This is a genomic window from Mucilaginibacter sp. P1_A3, assembly GCF_056406855.1.
The window spans coordinates 1-19,132 of sequence record NZ_JBFTZJ010000011.1; the positions used below are offsets into that span (position 1 = coordinate 1).

Genomic DNA, 19,132 nt, shown 5'->3' on the forward strand with positions numbered 1-19,132 from the left:
CCGCAAACCAACGGCACCGCAAACCAACGGCAAGGTGGAACGCTTTTGGAGGACCCTTAAAGAAGACCTTATTGAAGATACCGATTTCGACAGCTTTGAAGAGCTGGAAGATGAACTCCTCAAATATCTTGTTTATTATAACTGGGAACGACCACATCAGGGCATCAATGGTAAAAAACCTATCGATATGGTCACCCTAAACAACAAATAAAAATACCTGATTCTGTTACCGAATTACTAAACCCTTACAGCAATGACGCGTGGGAAATTCTGTTAATTCTCAAATCCTGTAAATTCTGATTCAGACTATTCAACCTTCCTCCATACCACCTCCCCCGTTACAGCGCCTCCTGTAGTTGGCGCAGGCACAGTATACTTAAAAATATTATCAATAAGAGTAAACGGTCGCTTCTGTAGTGTCCCCTCCCAGTTAGGGAATGAGGCATGTTGAATATTAAAGGTGATAGTTCCATTAGCCTCATCAACGGCATAAGTGCCAAAATGGGCATTGCTGCCTTTTACCGCAGCACTATTCTCCTCATCTGTGCCTTTACTTTTATCATTGGCAACAAACTTTTGTCGCCCCTGGCTAAAGATCTGTAATGCATAATGGCCTTGCCCATCAAATATCAGTAAGCCTTGCGGGGCATCCCCATATAAATGAACCCGGCTGCCATCGGCAAGAATGTTATCTACAGCAACCAATGCATAAGTCCCGGTTAATTTGGTTTCCTTTTTTTGAGCCGATACCAGCAGGCTACTCATTACACAAAATATGATTATCAGGTTGGTTTTCATGTATCAAAGTTATATTTGTGCTGTACCTTTATCAAGTAGGCACAAAAAAGTAACCCGGTCACTTAAAAGTTACCAACCTGTAAATCAGCTATATTATTTTTGACTAACAGATAAAAAAATGAAAAGACAGCTGCCCAAATGTGGAATAGACTACGCCTTTCAACGTATAGGCGGTAAATATAAAGGTCGCATTTTATGGCGATTACGAACTGGCATCCTGCGATATGGCGAATTGCGTAAAACAGTTACCGGCGTTACCCCAAAAATGCTTACCCAGGCATTAAGAGAACTGGAAGACGATGGCTTGCTCACCCGCAAAGTTTACGTGGAAGTACCACCCAAAGTTGAATATGAACTTACCGAAACCGGCAGGGAATTGCTCCCCTTTTTATCCTTATTAAGAGATTGGGCCAAACAGCAAATGCTGACTAATAATGTGGAAGCTATGCCATAAAACCAGCAATCATCACAAAATATTTACTTCGGTTATCTATATAAAATTCTATTTTTACGAACATTAAAAACCAAACTATTCTTACCTTTTATATATGACATACGTTCCATCTGCAGATAGGTATCAAAAAATGCAATATCGCCGTTGTGGTAACAGCGGTATCAAATTACCGGCCATTTCGCTGGGTTTATGGCACAATTTCGGGCATGTTGATGTTACCGAAAACTACCGTAAAATTTTACATCTCGCTTTTGATAGCGGCATTACCCATTTCGATCTGGCAAACAATTACGGTCCGCCTCCGGGCTCAGCCGAAGAAAATTTTGGTCGTATTTTGAAAGAAGATTTCCGTGGTTACCGTGATGAAATGATCATCAGCAGTAAAGCCGGCTACACCATGTGGGATGGCCCTTACGGCGATTGGGGTTCAAAAAAATACCTGGTTGCCAGTTTAGATCAAAGCTTAAAACGTATGGAGCTGGATTATGTGGATATTTTTTATCACCACCGCCCGGATCCCGAAACACCGCTTGAAGAAACCATGGCAACACTTGACCTCATCGTTCGCCAGGGAAAAGCACTGTATGCTGGCATCTCCAACTATCCTGCCGAAACAGCTGCAAAAGCTATCAAAATATTAAAAGACTTAGGTACGCCATGCCTTATCCATCAGCCCAAATACTCCATGTTTGAGCGCTGGGTTGAAGGTGGTTTAATGGATGTACTGGGTAACGAAGGTGTTGGCTGTATCCCATTCTCGCCATTGGCACAGGGCTTACTAACCAACAAATACCTGCATGGTATCCCCGAAGATTCCAGAGCTGCAAAGGCAACCGGATTTTTACAGGTAAATCAAATAACCGAAGAAAGACTAAGCCAAATAAAACGCCTTAACGACCTTGCACTGCAACGCGGCCAAACACTTGCCCAAATGGCATTAGCCTGGTTATTAAAAGATACCAGGGTTACATCGGTACTGATTGGTGCAAGCCGCGCCGAGCAACTGGCCGATTCATTAAAGGCTTTGGATAATATTGCTTTTTCTGCTGATGAACTGGCGCAGATAGAGGCGATATTGGTTTAGCCCCCCTGGCCCCCTAAAGGGGGAGCAGAAATGCAGTTGCGATACGATATTGAATTTATTAAATTTTAATTTTAAAAGTCTCCCCCTTTAGGGGGAGATTTAGAGGGAGCTTCTATATATGGCTACTATCAATTGGGGCATTATTGGTTGCGGCGATGTAACTGAAAAAAAAAGCGGACCGGCATTTAAAAAAATTGCGGACAGCGACCTTATTGCCGTAATGCGCCGTGATGCCGCGAAGGCTGCCGACTACGCCAGCAGGCACGGGGTGAGCAAATGGTATAATGACGCGGATGCAATGATGAGCGATGCGGATATAAATGCCATTTACATTGCCACTCCCCCATCATCGCACCTGGATTATGCTTTAAATGCTTTGCAAAAAGGCTTTAATGTATATGTAGAAAAACCGGTTACCCGTAATGCCGCCGAGGCGCGTGCCATGGCGGAGGCAGTGAGGCAGGGCAACTCAAAACTAACGGTGGCTCATTACCGCCGGGCAGTACCCATGTTTTTGGCTGTAAAGAAGCTGTTGGATGAGCAAAAAATTGGCGATGTGCGTACCGTACAGATCAGGATGTGGCAAAGCCGCAAGCCTAAACTCATTGCCGATGTTGAAACCAACTGGCGGGTGCTTCCGGAGTTTTCTGGCGGCGGGTATTTTCATGACCTTGCCCCGCATCAGCTCGATCTGATGTTGTTTTATTTTGGCGAGCCGGAGAAATATCATGGCTTCTCGCTCAATCAATCAGCCTCCACTCCGGCAGACGACCATGTTTGCGGAGAAATTTTATTTAAAAACAAAGTAGTGGTTAACGGCTCCTGGTGTTTTAACGTTGCCGAAAATGTGGCCACCGATACCTGCGAAATCATCGGCACAAAAGGGAAGATCACCTTCCCCTTCTTTGGCAATTATATAAACTGGAAAACCGACACAGAGGATGAAACTATAACGTTTCAGCATCCGCAGCATATACAGCAGCCGATGATAGAAAAGATTGTGGCTTACTTTAAAAATGAAGGCCCCAACCCCTGCTCTATTGATGAGGCCGTTGTATTAATGGATATTTTGGATGCCTTTACAAAAACTAATTGAACGGTTTTTCCTTATTAGTAAACATCCATGAAATTCTGCGTTTGAAATTTCATTGGTTTAATTAATCCCGTAAAAACAAAAATGAAGACGACTTTAATACTTTTAGTAGCACTAACTGCTTTTAGCTTAACTACAAGGGCACAAAAATTTGATGTGCCCATGAACTATGTTCTACAAACCGATGCCGACTTTGCCATGTACGAACCACAGGTAATAACCACGGCCGATTGGCTACAGCAAACCGGCTGGAAAGACAAAAGAGATAAAAGACGGGTAGCCCGCTTGTTTATCCTGGCCTGGGTGCAGGGAGCTCATAACGTTTCCATAACCATCAACAAAGCAGTTAATGACCTGACAGATCAAAACCCCGAGCTGTTATTTACCTACACCTCGCAATATGCCAAATTTGCCATACAGCATAAAACCGACTTTGATAAAAGCACAGCCAACCTTGTAGCATTACGAGCCATGATAGCCAAATACAACATCGAAGAATCGCACAAAAAAGATGATGATGTAGAGAAGCTGATTGAAATTAATAAAGAAGGCAATTTAGCCAGCTGGATAGCTACTGATTTTAAATAGATATTTTAAACAAAGCCATTGTATAGATGCAGGAAAATCGCGTCTATACAATGGCTTTTCCCTTTTCCATTAGCCAGAGAGAAGTTCGAAATTCAAAAACGAACGTCGTGCCGTCCGTCGGCTGACGGATCGGCATCCCACAGGACATTCTCGCTTGCAATGTCTCAAACTTGCCTGTTGCAGACTTATCCCGTGTTACCTTTGCCGGGCTTGCACAGATTTATACCCTTAATTACAAAATAAAAGGATAAATTTTGTTGATCAATATTTTTGTATCTTCAAACATCTGATTTGGATATCCGTTACCCATATCAAAAAACAGAATATAACCTCTACCACATGCCGGCAAAGAAACTTATAGCCCCTTTTTACGAACGTCTTGCACTTACTTTAATTGGTTTTTTAGCCCTCGGATACCTCATCATTGTGGGTAAAGATATCCTTGATCCGCTCATCTTTGGGTTCATATTTGCTATTTTACTGTTGCCGGTTTCCAATTTTTTGGAGAAAAAAATACGCTTGCCACGCAGTATGTCGTCCCTGGTATCCATACTTTTAATGGTAGCTTTGGTAGGTTCCATATTGTACCTGGTAGGCTCGCAGATCTCCAACTTAGCCAACGACTGGCCAATGCTTAAAAACCAGGTTATCCAATCGCTGCATGATCTGCAGGAGTGGATACAATCAGCTATCCACATAAACGCCAGCAGTCAACTAAAGTATGTTAACGATGCATCTAAAAAAATCATGGCATCGGGCACCGATGTGGTGGGTACAACCTTCGGGGCCATATCATCACTCATGATATTTTATGTATTTATCCTCATATTTACCTTTTTCATATTGCTTTACAGACGCTTGCTGCTGCGTTTTATCATCTGGGTTTTCAGAGACGAAAATTCGCACGTGGTGATGGATATTGTAGAGAACATTCAAAGCATCTTAAGACAATACATACTGGGCTTACTGCTTGAAATGGCAATTGTGGCCAGCGTGGCTATTACCATTTTTTGGTGGATAGGTATAAAATATGCCGTATTACTTGGCATTATCGTAGGTTTATTTAACATTATACCTTATATAGGTATTTTTACCGCTCTATTGCTTAGCGCTATTATCACCTTTGCTACCGGTAATATTGGCAAGACCATTACGGTTATAGTGAGTGTAATATCTATCCATGCTGTTGATGCTAACTTTTTACTGCCAACAATTGTAGGTTCAAAAGTGCGGCTTAACGCACTCATCTCATTCATTGGCATTATAGTAGGCGAAATGGTCTGGGGACTTTCGGGCATGTTTCTTTCCATTCCGGTGATCGCTATTTTTAAAATTATTTTTGATAGGATAGAAAGTCTTAAGCCATGGGGTTATCTACTGGGCGGTGATAATGAAGACAACAAAGTGGCAGTCCCCAAAATCGAAGTCGAGTAAATTACTTTTTTTTAAAAATTGAGGTGCTCATTTTAACTGTTTGCAATTTATTTTAAATTTGTATCATAAAGATACCCCTTTAAAATAATGCAAATTGTTAGTAATAACCTGCGCCCGGTTTACAGGTGCAAAAAGTGTAAGCAAGCCCTTACTACCAGGCGTAAGCGTGGGCCCGTTTTTAAAATTTTTCTGTTTTGGCTCCCTATAAAAAAATTCTTTTGCGAGCGATGCCTGGCCACCAGGTATCATTTTTGAAACACTTATTTTATTTTGCTTAATTGATGGGTATATCATTAATTTAGTGCTTTACCAATTGTTTTATAATGGCAATTGAAAAACTACCGTTAATGAACCGTAAGCATACCTCACTAATTATTGCCATATTTCTTTTACTGCCTTTTTTCACAATGGCGCAGGTCAAAAGTACTGCTGCCTTTAGGCTGGTGCCCCTGGGCGTTTGGGGTGGTATCGACGAAAGCAACCTATCGGCCTACATGCTGGCAGCCAATGGAACCAATAATTACATCTGTTTAGATGCCGGCACCCTGCACTACGGCATTAAAAAAGCCATTGAAAACAAGGCTTTCACCGCACCGTCAGAAACCGTATTGAGGCAATACATCAAAGGATATTTTATATCGCATGCCCATCTCGATCACCTCGCCGGATTGATCATTAATTCGCCAGATGACAGTACCAAAAATATCTACGGCTTACAAAGCACACTCGAAACCCTAAAAACACATTATTTTACCTGGGCAAGCTGGGCCAACTTTGCCGATCAGGGCGAAACACCGGCGTTAAAAAAATTCCATTACCAGGTGCTTAACCCCGGTAACGAAACCGCCATAGAGAATACTAATATGAAGGTGCAGGCATTCCCGCTTAGCCACTCAAACCTTACCAGCACCGCCTGTTTGGTACACAGTAACAATGCTTATGTTTTATATCTGGGCGATACCGGTCCCGACGAAATAGAAAAAAGCAACAACCTGCAAAATCTTTGGCAGGCCATTACTCCCCTTGTTAAAAACAAACAGTTAAAAGCTATTTTGATAGAAGTATCTTTCCCTAATGAGCAGCCCGATAAAACACTGTTTGGCCATCTTACACCCAACTGGCTTATGGTGGAAATGAATAAGCTGGCCGCCTTAACCGGTAAAGAGGAATTAAAGGGATTAAATATAGTTGTCACCCACTTAAAACCACCGGTTAAAAACATGACTAAAATAAAAGCACAGCTCAGGGCACAAAATAAATTGCAATTAAACCTGATTTATCCCGAACAGGGCAAACCTTTAACTTTTTAACCATCAGCCAAAAACCAAACCAAATACATGAAAAACATCTTAAAAAATTGCTTGCTATTTTGCTTCCTTTTAAGCGTAAGCAGCACTTATGCGCAACAAGGCAAGGTAATTGAGGAACAAACGGTTAAAAGTAAAATTCTTAAACGTAATGTAAAGTTCACCATTTACTTACCTGCCGATTATGAAACCGCTAACCGTACTTACCCGGTTGTATATCTTTTACATGGCTATACTGACGATAATACCGGCTGGCTGCAGTTTGGAGAGATAAACCGTTATGCCGATAAAGCCATTGCCGATGGAACCATCCCGCCGATGATCATCGTGATGCCTAATGCCGATTCGAGCTGGTACATTAACTCTTATGATGGTAAGGAAAAATACGAGGACTTTTTCATTAAAGAGTTTATGCCACATATTGAACAAGCCTATCGCATAAAAACCGAAAAACAATACCGTGGCGTTGCCGGCCTTTCAATGGGTGGTTATGGCACCCTGATATATGCTATTAAATACCCTCAGTTGTTTTCGGCTGCGGCGGCTTTAAGCGCGGCCGTATTACCTGGTGATCAGATGATCGGCCAGGCTGATGAGAATTATGAAAAAGTTTTTGGTCAATTGTACGGTCGCGGATTAAAGGGAAAAGACCGGATAAACAAGGCATGGGAAGCTAATTCAGTTTTAGACCTGGTGCAAAACAAAACGGCGGAAGACCTAAGCAAAGTACGCTACTGGATAGATTGCGGCGACGATGATTTTTTAACCAAAGGAAACTGCCTGTTACATATCGCCCTTACCGAAAAGAAAGTGCCGCACGAATTTCGTATCCGCGACGGCGCCCATAACTGGACCTATTGGCGCACCGGCATCACCAACGCGCTTATTTTTATGGGTGATAGCTTTAGGCAGAAGTAGGCTGCGATTGCAGATGTGCAGATTTCAAATGTGCAGATTGCAGATTACAGATGTGCGGATTATTATCATTGCATAGCTGTACATTGATTAATGATTTTGATACTAACTACTTGATACCTGGATATGGCACAAGATTTTAAATTATCGTTTTCTGCGGATATTCTCGGGAAGTTATCGGGTGGTGAAATTTCCGTTGAACAGTTTTTGAATCAGGTGTTTGCGGATAAACAAAATCATACTAACCTATGTCAAAGCCTTGCTGCTTATTTTTATGACGAAGGTGGATCGCCGGAGGTGCGGGAGTTTGATATAGTTCAGGCAAGCTTTAATGCTGATAATTTAAACGGGGCATTTAAATGCGAGTTTAAGGTTTATTACTTTTTTACCTGCAGCGATATTAAAAACGACAAACACGAAAACATCACCTGGAAATTTAAAATTGATGTTCCCCATTTAAACATAGCTTTTGTTGGCGAAGAACCCTGGGTAAGGGACGCCGACTGAGGTTAGATGTGCAGATTTGCAAATTTTAAATATGCTGGTGATAACTACTAATGCAATAAATACGGCTCCTAACTAAAATATTTACAAATGAAAAAACTTATCTTAATCTGCCTTTTTCTATCCGCGTCAACCGCGTTTGCGCAGCACATTCCGGTTGGTAAAGTAATTGAAGAGCAAAATGTTAAAAGCGATATTTTAGGGCATAATGTAAAATATGCCATTTACCTGCCTGCTGATTACGAATCATCAAACCGCAACTACCCGGTAGTATACCTCCTGCACGGCTATGGTGACGACCAAACCGGCTGGTTACAGTTTGGCGAGGTTAACCGCTATGCTGATAAAGCAATTGCCGAAGGTAAAATACCGCCGATGATTATTGTGATGCCGGATGCAAAGGCTACATTTTATATCAACTCCTACGATGGCAAACAAAACTATGAAGATTTCTTTTTCAAAGAGTTTATCCCAACTGTTGAAAAGGAGTACCGCATTAAAACAAGCAAAAAATACCGTGCCGTTGCGGGGCTGTCCATGGGTGGCTACGGTACACTTATTTACAGCATAAAACACCCGGATATGTTCTCGGCAGCGGCAGCCTTTAGCGCCGCAGTACGCAGCGATGAAGATTTTGCTGCCATACCCGATGCCCGCTGGACAGAAGTATACAGCAAAATATTCGGTCCGAACCTTAAAGGTACCGAACGCTTGAATGATACCTGGAAAGCAAATTCCATATTGGGCTTGGTACAAAGCAAAACTACCGATGATTTGAAAGATGTACGTTACTGGATAGATTGCGGTGACGACGACGCTTTAAGCAAAGGAAATTCACTGCTGCACATTGCATTGATGGAAAAGAAAGTCCCTCATGAGTTCCGCATCCGCGATGGCGCCCACACCTGGACCTACTGGCGAACCGGCATCACCGACGCCCTGGAGTTTATAGGCGATAGTTTCAGGCAAAAGTAAGCTGCGGATATGCAGATGAGAGTTACAGATTGTTTAGATTATAGAAAATCGCGTTAAAAAAACGTTGTCATTTCGAACGAGGTACGAGGAGAAATCTTATACGACATACAAAGTCCGTTAGCAAATCGCATAAGATTTCTCTTTCGCCCCATCGCTTATTCCTCCTCTTGCTCTATCGAAATGACAATTTTCTTTCAGTCCCCTCAGGGTCTCTCGCAGAGGACCCTGAGGAGCCCTGTAGTTAGGATTGCATTTATACCCAACAAGCGCCCTCTGGGTCCCTTTTCAAGGAGACCCTGAGGGGACGAAAAGATCATCTGAAATCTGCACATCTGAAATCTGCACATCCGCACATCCGCAGCCTACTGATCACTTAACAGATCGATGCAATTCTTTTTTAGCGACTCCATACGTGCGGGCAGCGTATCGATGGCCTTTTCATCATGTAAATTTTTGTAAAGCACCTTAATAATCGTGAGTGTATTATCATCCGGCTCGCAGGCCTGGGCTTTTTCAAGGTGGGGCAGGGCGTTTTTTGCTTTGGTAATGTAGGCGATATCAACCACCGTTTGTTTGCCCTGCATATCTTTAAGATACAGGTAACCCAATGCGCGGTGCGCTATATAATAATTCGGCTGGGCGGCTATAACCAATTGATAGTACTTAATGGCCTTTATACTTTGATTATCTTCCTCATACAATTTAGCCAGGAAATTATAAAAACTGGTGCGTACCTTTTGTGTTAGTTTGGCTGTATCCGGCAGAATTTTATCGGCAAGGGTCATTGCTCTGTCTGCATCCGCGTTCAGCCTGGCTTCGTTAAAATCAATGTAAGTATTGTAAACCTCATCGGCAGTTTGCGCGTGCGCTAAAGCACTTATGCCAACTATTAAAACCAATAAAAATATCTTCCTGATCATTTCAATAAAACTCCCTTACTATCCTTCGGCTTTAACGCTAAATAAAAATACTGCCGATTCTCCTAATATCACCTGGTCGCCTTCGTTCATGGGATGACCTATCTGGGTAGAGTTTAGTTTTATCAACTTATCATCAGCGGCAATATGGATCTTGGTTTTATTACGCGGAGGTACGCCTCCTTCATCCGCAAAAATCATAAAGCACTCGGCATCTTTGTTCCATTCGATATGCGCATGCTGGCGGCTGATGAATTTGTTGCTTTCGTCATCACTTACAGCCGGGAATATGATCTTATTTAACCGGTACGATCCATTATCCGTAACCGCTTTTTTATCCCGGCCAATATTGATCTTACCATCCGTCGCCTTAACAATATATTCTTCCTGTTCGGCCTCGCCATTCAATATCCGGATATAGGCTATTGCCGATGAAGCATTATGGGCAACCTGCCTGCGGGTATGCATCAGGAAAGCAGCATCGAGTCCGGGAATTTTAGAAGCTTCGGCCGGAAATTGATCGGTGAATAAAACTTCTATCGTCCAGTCTTCCGGCAGATCAATAGCGTAATCATCTGCTATTCTTTGAACCTCATTGCGGAAAACTTCTTTTTCGTGCACGTAAACCGCACCTTCATATAGATGCTTTTCTTCTGCAATGGGGGCAACGTACAGCAGCAGCTCTTTAATATGTCTTCCTTCGCCGCCTTCTACCTTTTGCAGGGCTTCCTTTATAAAACGCAATAAGGCATCGCGCAGGCTTTTTACATCCACAGAGCGCTTTTCGCCGCCGCTTTTACTAAAAAAATTAAATGCCATGTTCTATATTTTTTATTGATTCACTTCTTCTGGTGTTTCTACACTTACTGGGGTTATGCTTTTCATATAACCTTTTTTGAGCAGGAATGGTATTACATGCTTACCAGCCAAATGCACGGCATCTGATGACCCTTTGGTTGATTCTACACGGATACAAACAACCATATTACCCTTTCCGTTTGCCTCGGGTGCAAAAAACACGTACCAGCCGTCGTTCACGCTTTTATTTTTTACAATACGCTCAGGCGTACCACTTTTACCGGCAACCGCTATACCCAATATAGGTACTTTAGGCGCGCTTTGGGCTATCATGTACTGCTTCAACATAGCGGCGTAATCTGGCTTGTCGGCCAGTTTGATACCCTCTTTTACCGGCATTTTGGTTTTGCCAATGTTCAGTACAAAACGATTGGCCAACAGCACACCATTATTAGCCACGCCCGATACCAGCCGGGCCACAGATGCCGGGGTAGCTATCAGCTCGCCCTGACCCCATGCCATACCCGAAATACCCTTAGCCCTGGTTTTATGGATATTGTTAGGATCATACCGGGGCTTGGTATTAAATTCGGTTTTACGCCACAGGTTACGCCATTTTTCTTCTTGCGCATCATTATCTGCCGGTTTATTATAATAGTAACCACCTACACCACGCAGGAACATTCCTGTTTTCATGTAAAGGTTAACCATATATTCCTCTAAATGCTGTTGGTTGGCCAGCTTAATAAAATACACGTTGTTTGATTTCGCTATCGCACGCTCCATGGTAATTACCCCTGTTTCATCCGGCTCAATACCTTTGGTACGGATTCGCTCCGCAGTGCTCACATGATAGGTAACCTCAGCGGCAGCCATTCCAAGCTTGTTAAATGCCGACATGGCCGTTAATACCTTTGCCGTTGAGCCAGGCTGCGAGGCGTAGGTAAAGCCCAAATCGGTAGTGGTCATCCAGTTGGATAATTTATTCTGATCGGTCTGCGACATCGTTAACTGATCCCAGTTATGTACGGGCGGCAGCGGGTATTGTGCCGATACCAGTACATCGCCGGTACTGGCTTCCATTACCACCACAGATACGCGATTATCATACAGGGAAGTATCTGTTGCTATAGATTGTTGAATGCTGGTTTGCAGATCGGCATCCATGGTAAGCTTTACATCGCGGTTGCGGTTTTTAAACGCGGCTACTTCAGGCCCGTTAATATCTGTCAGTAGCAGCGGCGCCAATGCGCTATAATCTTTTTTGGCCACCGTCATTTCCTTTACACCACGGGGCAAAAACCTATCTTCCTGGAAACGGGATGCTTTTACATTGTAACTGGTGATAGGCATTTTAAAGCCGCGCAGCTCGGCGGCATGCTCATACTCGGCAAAATAGCCATTGGTACTTCCGTTAAATACACCGGTATTTACATCCCCAGTCCAAAAAAACATTTGTTCTTCAAAAGGATAAAATCTTTCCAGTCTTTTATGTTTGGCCGAGTCGAGGTCATAATTTTTTATACCCGATGTTGCCAATTTTGCTTTTTGCTTTTCAATCAGTTCAGGCCTGCTGGTAGCCAGTATCAACCCATTTCTATCCAATAGGGAACCAGCCTGCAGCTTGTTCATCAGGATAGCTATACGTGGGTTATAGCTAAACATCCGCAGGCCGCTTTTATCAGCAACCAGCGCGGGTTTTACTACCCACTTTTTATTGTCGGCACTGTAGCGCGATACATTCACCGTTAACAAAACCACCGCAGCCAATGCAGCTGCCAAAGCAGGCACCAGGTTTTTATCCTGTTGTTTGGTGATAAAGCTCATTTGTACCTGTGTGCCTTTTACCATAGATACGGAGAGTAAAAAACCGGTAGCCAATAAATTAATTACCAGTGATGAACCACCATAACTTTCAAAAGGCAGAGATACCCCCGATAATGGCAAAGCGCCGATTGATCCACCCGCGATGAGCAAAAACTGCACAAAGGTACATACGCCTATGCCCGCGCTGAGATAAAAGAGCAGCGGCGTACCAGTTTGCCGCCCAATAATAATAGAACGGTGCAGGTACAGCAAAAACAATATAAATACGGCTGCCATACCGGCCCAGCCAAACTCCTCGCCAATAGATGGCAATATCATATCGGTATGCGCTTCGGGTATGGTTTTAGCGAAACCCTGGCCCACACCTTCGCCGGTTAAGCCGCCACCGGCCATAGCCCATAGGCCGTTGGCTACCTGGTCGCCGCCATACACTTCGTTGTTCCATGGGTCCTGCCAAATGGCTTTACGCTCAACCAACCTTTCAACCGGGCCGGGAATGATCTTATCCAGCCCCGGAATTTTATCAATAGTTAAAAACGCGCTCACCACAATAAGCGCCATAATAGCCGACTCGCTCAGGAATCGCGGTTTTAAAAACCCTACTAAACCCAGTATACCAAAAGTAATACCGGCACTTAGCCAAACATTATCAAAAAACCAGGTGATCAATACAAACAAAACCACAAAACCGGCCATCGACAGAAAATCGCCGCGGGAGAAGGAGAACAGGATAATAAACGTAAAGCAGATTACCATTGCCGGGCCCAAATCGCCCAAAACTAAAAACAGCAGCAGGGTTATCACCGTAGCTGTTAAAGCAAATGAAAAAAACGACCAGCGTTTACCCCAGCTGGCGTACTGGCTGATGAATTTTTCGTTTGCCGCAAAAAATCCCGCCAGGAAAATAACGATCAAATATTTAACGATCTCGCTGGGCTGAAATCCCAAAAGGTTAACTTTCACTCCGCTCCCCTCGGGGCCGGTACCAAATAAAATAGTGCTGAACAAAATGCCCATCGCCACGATAGCCCAGGGCCAGCCGTTTGCCGCGCTGCGGGTATTTTTAAAAACCAGCAGCCTGTATAACATAGAATCGGCAGTAAGGCGGCGAAGATTGATAAACATCATCAGGCATACACCGCCAACGCCTATGCCTAAATACATCAGGGTATCTTTGGCTAAAAACCTATCCCGTAAAGGGTCCTGCAAACTTAGTAATGTAAGGAACGAGATGCCGGTGAGCATCATTACCAATGGCAAAATCAATTGATCGGCCTGCGGATAACGGGCACTGAGCAAGATATGGATGAGGATGAAACCGGCAAAAAAGCTGGCTGCTATTATCCAGTACCAGGTATTAAAATCATCAATAGTACGAACAATGAATGCTCCTTCTTTTTTCAGGATATTAAAATCGCGGGTTGAAAGCAGCTTTATACTATGCGCCGACTGTGAAAAGTTAATGGTTTTATCGTCATTCAACTCAACCACCCCTTGCGAGCGGCCAAACTCAAAGCCTGGTTGCAGGGGTAACAGTTCAAAGGCTTTATCGGTAGGCAGGTTTTTAAACGCGTATTTACCGTAAGCATCGGTACGGGCAAAAGCGGTTAGTGATTGCAGCTGCCGTTTTTTATCGCCATTTAAAACATATATTTTTTTTGAAGCAACGGTATTTTCGGTTGTTGTATTTTTAGCGGCGGTTTCCTCGTCAGAGTAGATGCTATCCTTAGGCAATATCATATTCAGCCTAACCAAAACCCCGGCAACCAACCCGTCTTTATGTTTAATAGTACCGCTGATGCTATACTCTCCCAGGCCCAGATCATTTTGTGCGGGAACCTCTGGCGGATGATTTTTTTCCTGAGTAAACCGGATAGAATCATCACCTGTGTAACCCAGCAACTCGCGCGAATCCATAACCCTTTGCCTGAACGATTCGCCTCCTCGCTCCATCGCCTCATCGGCATTAACGTAGTACCTCCGTTTGTTAAGCTCACCGGCGTTATCAAAAGCTGTGGCTGCATTTGCCTTACCCGCAATAGTTGATTGGATGTAATCAACATCCCTGGGGTCGTCAAAATAATACCCTTTTTTTAATAGCGCGGCTACATTTCTGGCGGGGTTTGGCGCATTGAGGTTTACAATGGTACCATCATGCAGTCGTTTATCTACATCAACAAACTTCTGTTGCAAAACGGCATACAGTTTACCAAACAAAACAAGCAGCACAATGCCGGTAAGTAATAAAAACAGTCGCTCCATTCGCCTGCCTGGAGCCGCGGGTGTACCCTTATCCATTATTTTTTGATGACTTTGGGTAGTGAATCTATTTTGAACATACCGCCAAACAACCTGCCCGAAACATATTTTTTATCGGGGAAAACATAGGAGGTTTGCACGGGCAAAGCGCAGTTATTAAACTGTACATATTTTAACACCAGGGCATCATTATGGGTTGCAACCGCCACCCGGAAGCCATCAAAGGCCACACTATCCAACACCACATACTTGCTTTTGGCCGATAGCACTATACCCGGCCCGTTGTAAGCAGAATCCTTCCTGAACACAATTTTACCTTTTGCTTTTATGTACAAACTATCCTTTGCTATGTAAATGGAGTCGCTTAAGATAATAGGCTCCTTAAAATCGGCCTCAGATAATATAAGTGTATTGCCTTTTAATTTATTGAGGGTATCCTGCAGCTTGATCTCTCCGGCGCTTTTGGGCTTCACTGCTTTTACGGCTACAGTTGGCTTAACGTCATCATGCTTTAACTGCTGGTTTACCCAGTACTCCCACACAAATCCGCATAAAAACACCAGGAACAAAATAGCAAGCACGATCACCGTACCCCGGTTACTTTTTTGCTTTACCCGCAATATTGGCGGGGGATCTGGTAATTTAGGTTGATGTATGGGGTCTATAATTTCTTCGGCAACCCTTGTTGCTGCCGCAGCTGCCGGACGCGTGGCATTTTGCTGGCGCGGAGCCTTATCATTGTGCACAAGCACAACAGTCACATTATCCTTGCCTCCTTTGCTATTAGCAGCATTAATTAGTTTTGCGCCCTTGTCTTCCAATGATCCGCTTCCGGTTAAAATACCTTTTATCAGGTTTTTATCCACCATATCGGTAAGGCCGTCACTGCATATCAGCAGCGTATCACCGGGTAAAAATGGTGAGTGACCGGTTTCTACAAAATCGGCATCCTTGGCTATGTTTGGGTCGAAACCAAGCGCTTTGTTAATCTCGTTACGTTTTGGATGATCCATTGCCGCCTCTTCGCTCAACCGGCCTGAGTCTTCCAGAAAACCTACAAAGGAATGGTCTTTTGATATTTTAATAAGCGAGTTATCGCGCAGCAAATACAAACGGGTATCGCCAACATGGGCATAATAAAACTGGTTATTCTCTAAATCAATAACTGCCAGCGTAAGTACACAAGCCATGTTTGCAAGCTCTTTTTGCTGCAATTTACGGTCATAGATCTGCCGGTTGGCATTAATAAAAGTGTTTACCAGTAATGGAGGAATGTTGCCTGCTATGAACGATAGATCTTTGATGATACACTCCCGTGCCATTTCTGCAGCTACTTCGCCGCCTACATAACCACCCACACCATCAATAACACAAGCAATGATAAAGTCACCATCACCGGTTTTTTGAGCAATAAAGGCATCCTCGTTATTATCCCGCTGCCTGCCCGTATCCGTTATCCCGAAAAAATTATTTGTCATGGTTTCTACTGGATTGTTTAATGTCAATAAAATGGGCCAGCAATAATAAAACGCATATTGCCAATATGCCTATTGATAATATTTGTGACATTATGCCTCGGGTTTAAATATGTTGATGCCGATGATACCATTCAGCAATATTTTTGAATTAAAAGGCAACTCTACCCATTGTGGTGAGTTTACATCACTGCGGGTAACCTCCTGTTCGTTGATCATGGTGAGCTCGCCAAATGAGGATAAATACAGCTTGCCGTCGGCTTTATTCATGCGGATACGCAGGTGCGGGGTATTTACCCAATCGCTCGGGATCTTAAATACCGCTGCTTCTTCGCGGGTTTCCTCATTACCAGATACTACTATATCCTCATTCTTCATCAGGAACTCTACCTTACGGCCCACAAACTGTTTATCGGGCATAATGGTATCCAGTCGGGCCAAAACCTGCTGACCGGGTTTCACTACATCCTTTTCATCATAATGCAGCTCGTTGGAGTAAGGCAGTTCATAATATCCTTCGCTGTAATAAGTGAAGCCTTTCAGGATATCATTACTGATATCTAAAGTTTGGGCAACACCCGTATGGCGGGGGATAAAAGTAACCCGCAGGTTCTCTTCCTTTTTATTGCTGCCCGGCAACAGTTTACCAATAAAGCCTTTATCGCCCTTGGCATAATCTGGATGTGATACCAGCCTGAACACCCATTTTGAGCTGGATGGCTCTACCTTTTTACCAACCTCCTGGTGTTCGCGCAGGAGCTCATAAAACTTCTTTACCGACTCGTGAACTATAATACCAAACAAGCCCGAGCGGTTATTGATAAACTCCTGGTAGTCTTCCTCGTTAAAACTGATGATATATTCATGGTAAAACACCACGCGATCGGCAAAAGAAAGCTGGCCGATTGATTCCCTGAATTTTTCGATAATGTACATGTAAACATCATCGGGTGTAAGTGATTTATTATTTACTGCAGCAACAGCGGCAGCTTTTCCATTTGGCAGAAACCAGTCCTGCAAACCTATTTTTTGCCAAAATGTAGATTTTGATTCCATTCCGAGGATCTTTAGAGATTAACTATCATTAACTAAAAACTCAATTTTGTTGTATCAGCGGCCTTTACACTATCGCGATAAAATTGCGGATCGCTTTTAGGTTTATGCCTCACTCCCCTCAGTATTGAATCTGCAATTGAATCAACCTCGGGCGGAATGCTTGATGCATTATCATTATTAACGGGTTGATTTACGTTGCTATCCGGTTTCGCTTTATCAACCTGTGCCGGCTTAACAAAGTGGCTTAAAGTATCTCTTGGCGGCTGTGATGATTTAAAAAAAGTATTGTAGATACCCCGCCGGTGTTTAATAGCCATAACAGACGAAAACCCGGTAAGTGCTACCAATAATACAATTAAACTGATAAATACCGGTCTGGAGATCCGCACCGCGTGCTTGCCAACAGCAACCGACGACTCTGAACTATTGGGTATAACATCCCCCCCCTTTGCGCTTTCGGCCTCCTGGTAGTAAAGCAGTAAGCCCTGCAGGCGTTCGTTCTCCTTGAGCAATACCGATGCGTTCCATGAATCATCAACCTGGTTGCTGTTTACCGCTGAAATACTGCTATGTACCAGGGCATCCTGCAATTCAATACCGCTCGGAAACCTGTGTTCTGGCTCTTTTTCCAAACATTTAGAAACAATTTTAAGCAGCCAGGCCGGCACCAGCATTTCATGTTCCTTCTTTTGATCATTCCAGCTGGCCGGTAAATTCTTTTTACGCAGCTCCATTACATCGGGCACCTGGTTATCCATGTGCGCCAGCATTACGGCATTGCGGGCGGTTTCGCCGTTATCACGCAATGGGAAAGGCACCTGCCCTCCAATCAGTTCATACAGAATAATGCCATAGCTGTACACATCAGTCTGGAAATACATCAGCCCTTCATTCTGCTCGGGAGCCATAAACTCTATGGCGCCGGCATGGCGAATACTGGTACGCCGCTGATCATCAGACATTGCCGAAAGGCCAAAATCCAGCAGCACATAGTTGCCTGTATGAACGTTGAACTTTACGTTATTACTTTTAATATCGCCATGCTTTACCGAAACCTTGTGGCAGTGTGAAAGGGCGTTAGCCAGCTGATCGGCCAGTTTAATGATCTCTTTAATGGTAAAGATGGGCTCGTGCGGTGGCTTCAGCAGATCTTCCAGATCGGGTCCATCAATGTACTCCATCTCGATGAAAGGGAACGAGCCACTCTCGGTAATGCCGGAGTTTAAGATCTTAACCACATTGGGGTTAGGCTCTTCGTTTACCTTTTTTAGTTTTTCAACCTCGTTCTGGAAGTTTCTAAAATTCTTATCGTCGGTACTTTCGGTATGAATAGGGGTCGGCAATAACTTTACCGCCGTGATGATGGGGCCGTAACGCCTGCCTTTATAAACAGAGCCTTGCCCGCCCGTTCGCAAAGCCCCCATATTCTCCAAGCCTTCGGTTATTGTAAATACTTTGCTCATTGAGTTATACTTGCAGTGCTATAAGGTTAAAATAACAATTGTTAAACTTTGTTACCTCAACATAACGCACACATTAGTGTTTGGTTATAAAAATATGAAAATTTAGTATCAAGTAGCGAGTATCAAGTATCAAGATTTTGACTTTCAGACAAAAGACTATCGGACTAAGAGATTTTACGCAGCTG

The 19,132-nt window shown here is 43.6% G+C and carries 17 protein-coding genes; 10 read left to right on the forward strand and 7 right to left on the reverse strand.

Features of this window, described 5'->3' with window-relative positions; translation table 11 throughout:
• Positions 1-211: integrase core domain-containing protein (locus tag AC1D0K_RS22705; protein WP_477463105.1), on the forward strand; the 211-nt coding region annotated here is incomplete at its 5' end.
• Between the two features lie 95 nt (positions 212-306).
• Here the strand turns inward: AC1D0K_RS22705 and AC1D0K_RS22710 are convergent.
• The gene (locus AC1D0K_RS22710; protein ID WP_477396919.1) at positions 307-798 is read right to left on the reverse strand and encodes a lipocalin-like domain-containing protein; all 492 of its coding nucleotides are present in this window, start codon (positions 796-798) and stop codon (positions 307-309) included.
• A gap of 118 nt (positions 799-916) precedes the next feature.
• On the opposite strand from AC1D0K_RS22710, the gene AC1D0K_RS22715 reads away from it, so the two are divergent.
• The 9 genes from AC1D0K_RS22715 to AC1D0K_RS22755 all read left to right on the forward strand — a co-directional run bounded on the left by AC1D0K_RS22715 (position 917) and on the right by AC1D0K_RS22755 (position 9,152).
• The gene (locus tag AC1D0K_RS22715; RefSeq protein WP_477396917.1) at positions 917-1,252 is read left to right on the forward strand and encodes a winged helix-turn-helix transcriptional regulator; all 336 of its coding nucleotides are present in this window, start codon (positions 917-919) and stop codon (positions 1,250-1,252) included.
• Positions 1,253-1,346: 94 nt separating this feature from the next.
• Positions 1,347-2,336, forward strand: coding sequence for an L-glyceraldehyde 3-phosphate reductase (gene mgrA, locus AC1D0K_RS22720; RefSeq protein WP_477396915.1), 990 nt, complete (start codon positions 1,347-1,349; stop codon positions 2,334-2,336).
• 118 nt (positions 2,337-2,454) lie between these two features.
• Positions 2,455-3,432 carry a Gfo/Idh/MocA family protein gene (locus tag AC1D0K_RS22725; RefSeq protein ID WP_477396913.1) on the forward strand — a complete coding sequence of 326 codons (978 nt, stop codon included), beginning with the start codon at positions 2,455-2,457 and terminating at the stop codon, positions 3,430-3,432.
• 81 nt (positions 3,433-3,513) lie between these two features.
• Positions 3,514-4,017: a hypothetical protein gene (locus AC1D0K_RS22730; protein ID WP_477396911.1), complete on the forward strand. Its 504-nt coding sequence runs from the start codon at positions 3,514-3,516 to the stop codon at positions 4,015-4,017.
• A gap of 339 nt (positions 4,018-4,356) precedes the next feature.
• On the forward strand, positions 4,357-5,451 hold the full coding sequence (locus tag AC1D0K_RS22735) for an AI-2E family transporter (RefSeq protein ID WP_477396909.1): 1,095 nt from the start codon (positions 4,357-4,359) through the stop codon (positions 5,449-5,451).
• 347 nt (positions 5,452-5,798) lie between these two features.
• Complete coding sequence (locus AC1D0K_RS22740) at positions 5,799-6,761, forward strand: MBL fold metallo-hydrolase (protein ID WP_477396907.1); 963 nt, start codon at positions 5,799-5,801, stop codon at positions 6,759-6,761.
• A 27-nt stretch (positions 6,762-6,788) separates the two neighbouring features.
• Positions 6,789-7,676: an alpha/beta hydrolase gene (locus AC1D0K_RS22745; protein ID WP_477396905.1), complete on the forward strand. Its 888-nt coding sequence runs from the start codon at positions 6,789-6,791 to the stop codon at positions 7,674-7,676.
• A gap of 123 nt (positions 7,677-7,799) precedes the next feature.
• Positions 7,800-8,180 (forward strand): hypothetical protein, encoded by a 381-nt coding sequence (locus AC1D0K_RS22750; RefSeq protein ID WP_477396903.1) that lies wholly within the window; start codon positions 7,800-7,802, stop codon positions 8,178-8,180.
• A gap of 87 nt (positions 8,181-8,267) precedes the next feature.
• On the forward strand, positions 8,268-9,152 hold the full coding sequence (locus tag AC1D0K_RS22755; protein WP_477396901.1) for an alpha/beta hydrolase: 885 nt from the start codon (positions 8,268-8,270) through the stop codon (positions 9,150-9,152).
• A 362-nt stretch (positions 9,153-9,514) separates the two neighbouring features.
• On the opposite strand, the gene AC1D0K_RS22760 is transcribed toward AC1D0K_RS22755, so the two are convergent.
• From AC1D0K_RS22760 to AC1D0K_RS22785, 6 genes are all read right to left on the reverse strand, one after another.
• Entirely contained in the window at positions 9,515-10,072 is a 558-nt protein-coding gene (locus tag AC1D0K_RS22760; protein WP_477396899.1) for a hypothetical protein, read from the reverse strand.
• An 18-nt stretch (positions 10,073-10,090) separates the two neighbouring features.
• Positions 10,091-10,888: an FHA domain-containing protein gene (locus tag AC1D0K_RS22765; RefSeq protein ID WP_295719112.1), complete on the reverse strand. Its 798-nt coding sequence runs from the start codon at positions 10,886-10,888 to the stop codon at positions 10,091-10,093.
• Between the two features lie 12 nt (positions 10,889-10,900).
• On the reverse strand, positions 10,901-14,992 hold the full coding sequence (locus AC1D0K_RS22770; RefSeq protein ID WP_477396897.1) for an FtsW/RodA/SpoVE family cell cycle protein: 4,092 nt from the start codon (positions 14,990-14,992) through the stop codon (positions 10,901-10,903).
• Positions 14,992-16,431 carry a PP2C family protein-serine/threonine phosphatase gene (locus tag AC1D0K_RS22775; RefSeq protein ID WP_477463106.1) on the reverse strand — a complete coding sequence of 480 codons (1,440 nt, stop codon included), beginning with the start codon at positions 16,429-16,431 and terminating at the stop codon, positions 14,992-14,994. Before AC1D0K_RS22775 ends, AC1D0K_RS22770 begins: the two co-directional genes overlap by 1 nt.
• 90 nt (positions 16,432-16,521) lie before the next feature.
• Entirely contained in the window at positions 16,522-17,484 is a 963-nt protein-coding gene (locus AC1D0K_RS22780; protein ID WP_295719105.1) for a hypothetical protein, read from the reverse strand.
• A gap of 32 nt (positions 17,485-17,516) precedes the next feature.
• The gene (locus AC1D0K_RS22785; protein WP_477396892.1) at positions 17,517-18,947 is read right to left on the reverse strand and encodes a serine/threonine protein kinase; all 1,431 of its coding nucleotides are present in this window, start codon (positions 18,945-18,947) and stop codon (positions 17,517-17,519) included.
• Between the last annotated feature and the right edge of the window lie 185 nt (positions 18,948-19,132).

Bases quoted from the DNA above. Each gene is read 5' to 3' on its own strand.
- AC1D0K_RS22710 (WP_477396919.1), bottom strand. From the start codon at position 798: ATGAAAACCAACCTGATAATCATATTTTGTGTAATGAGTAGCCTGCTG.
- AC1D0K_RS22715 (WP_477396917.1), top strand. From the start codon at position 917: ATGAAAAGACAGCTGCCCAAATGTGGAATAGACTACGCCTTTCAACGT.
- mgrA (WP_477396915.1), top strand. From the start codon at position 1,347: ATGACATACGTTCCATCTGCAGATAGGTATCAAAAAATGCAATATCGC.
- AC1D0K_RS22725 (WP_477396913.1), top strand. From the start codon at position 2,455: ATGGCTACTATCAATTGGGGCATTATTGGTTGCGGCGATGTAACTGAA.
- AC1D0K_RS22730 (WP_477396911.1), top strand. From the start codon at position 3,514: ATGAAGACGACTTTAATACTTTTAGTAGCACTAACTGCTTTTAGCTTA.
- AC1D0K_RS22735 (WP_477396909.1), top strand. From the start codon at position 4,357: ATGCCGGCAAAGAAACTTATAGCCCCTTTTTACGAACGTCTTGCACTT.
- AC1D0K_RS22740 (WP_477396907.1), top strand. From the start codon at position 5,799: ATGAACCGTAAGCATACCTCACTAATTATTGCCATATTTCTTTTACTG.
- AC1D0K_RS22745 (WP_477396905.1), top strand. From the start codon at position 6,789: ATGAAAAACATCTTAAAAAATTGCTTGCTATTTTGCTTCCTTTTAAGC.
- AC1D0K_RS22750 (WP_477396903.1), top strand. From the start codon at position 7,800: ATGGCACAAGATTTTAAATTATCGTTTTCTGCGGATATTCTCGGGAAG.
- AC1D0K_RS22755 (WP_477396901.1), top strand. From the start codon at position 8,268: ATGAAAAAACTTATCTTAATCTGCCTTTTTCTATCCGCGTCAACCGCG.
- AC1D0K_RS22760 (WP_477396899.1), bottom strand. From the start codon at position 10,072: ATGATCAGGAAGATATTTTTATTGGTTTTAATAGTTGGCATAAGTGCT.
- AC1D0K_RS22765 (WP_295719112.1), bottom strand. From the start codon at position 10,888: ATGGCATTTAATTTTTTTAGTAAAAGCGGCGGCGAAAAGCGCTCTGTG.
- AC1D0K_RS22770 (WP_477396897.1), bottom strand. From the start codon at position 14,992: ATGGATAAGGGTACACCCGCGGCTCCAGGCAGGCGAATGGAGCGACTG.
- AC1D0K_RS22775 (WP_477463106.1), bottom strand. From the start codon at position 16,431: ATGACAAATAATTTTTTCGGGATAACGGATACGGGCAGGCAGCGGGAT.
- AC1D0K_RS22780 (WP_295719105.1), bottom strand. From the start codon at position 17,484: ATGGAATCAAAATCTACATTTTGGCAAAAAATAGGTTTGCAGGACTGG.
- AC1D0K_RS22785 (WP_477396892.1), bottom strand. From the start codon at position 18,947: ATGAGCAAAGTATTTACAATAACCGAAGGCTTGGAGAATATGGGGGCT.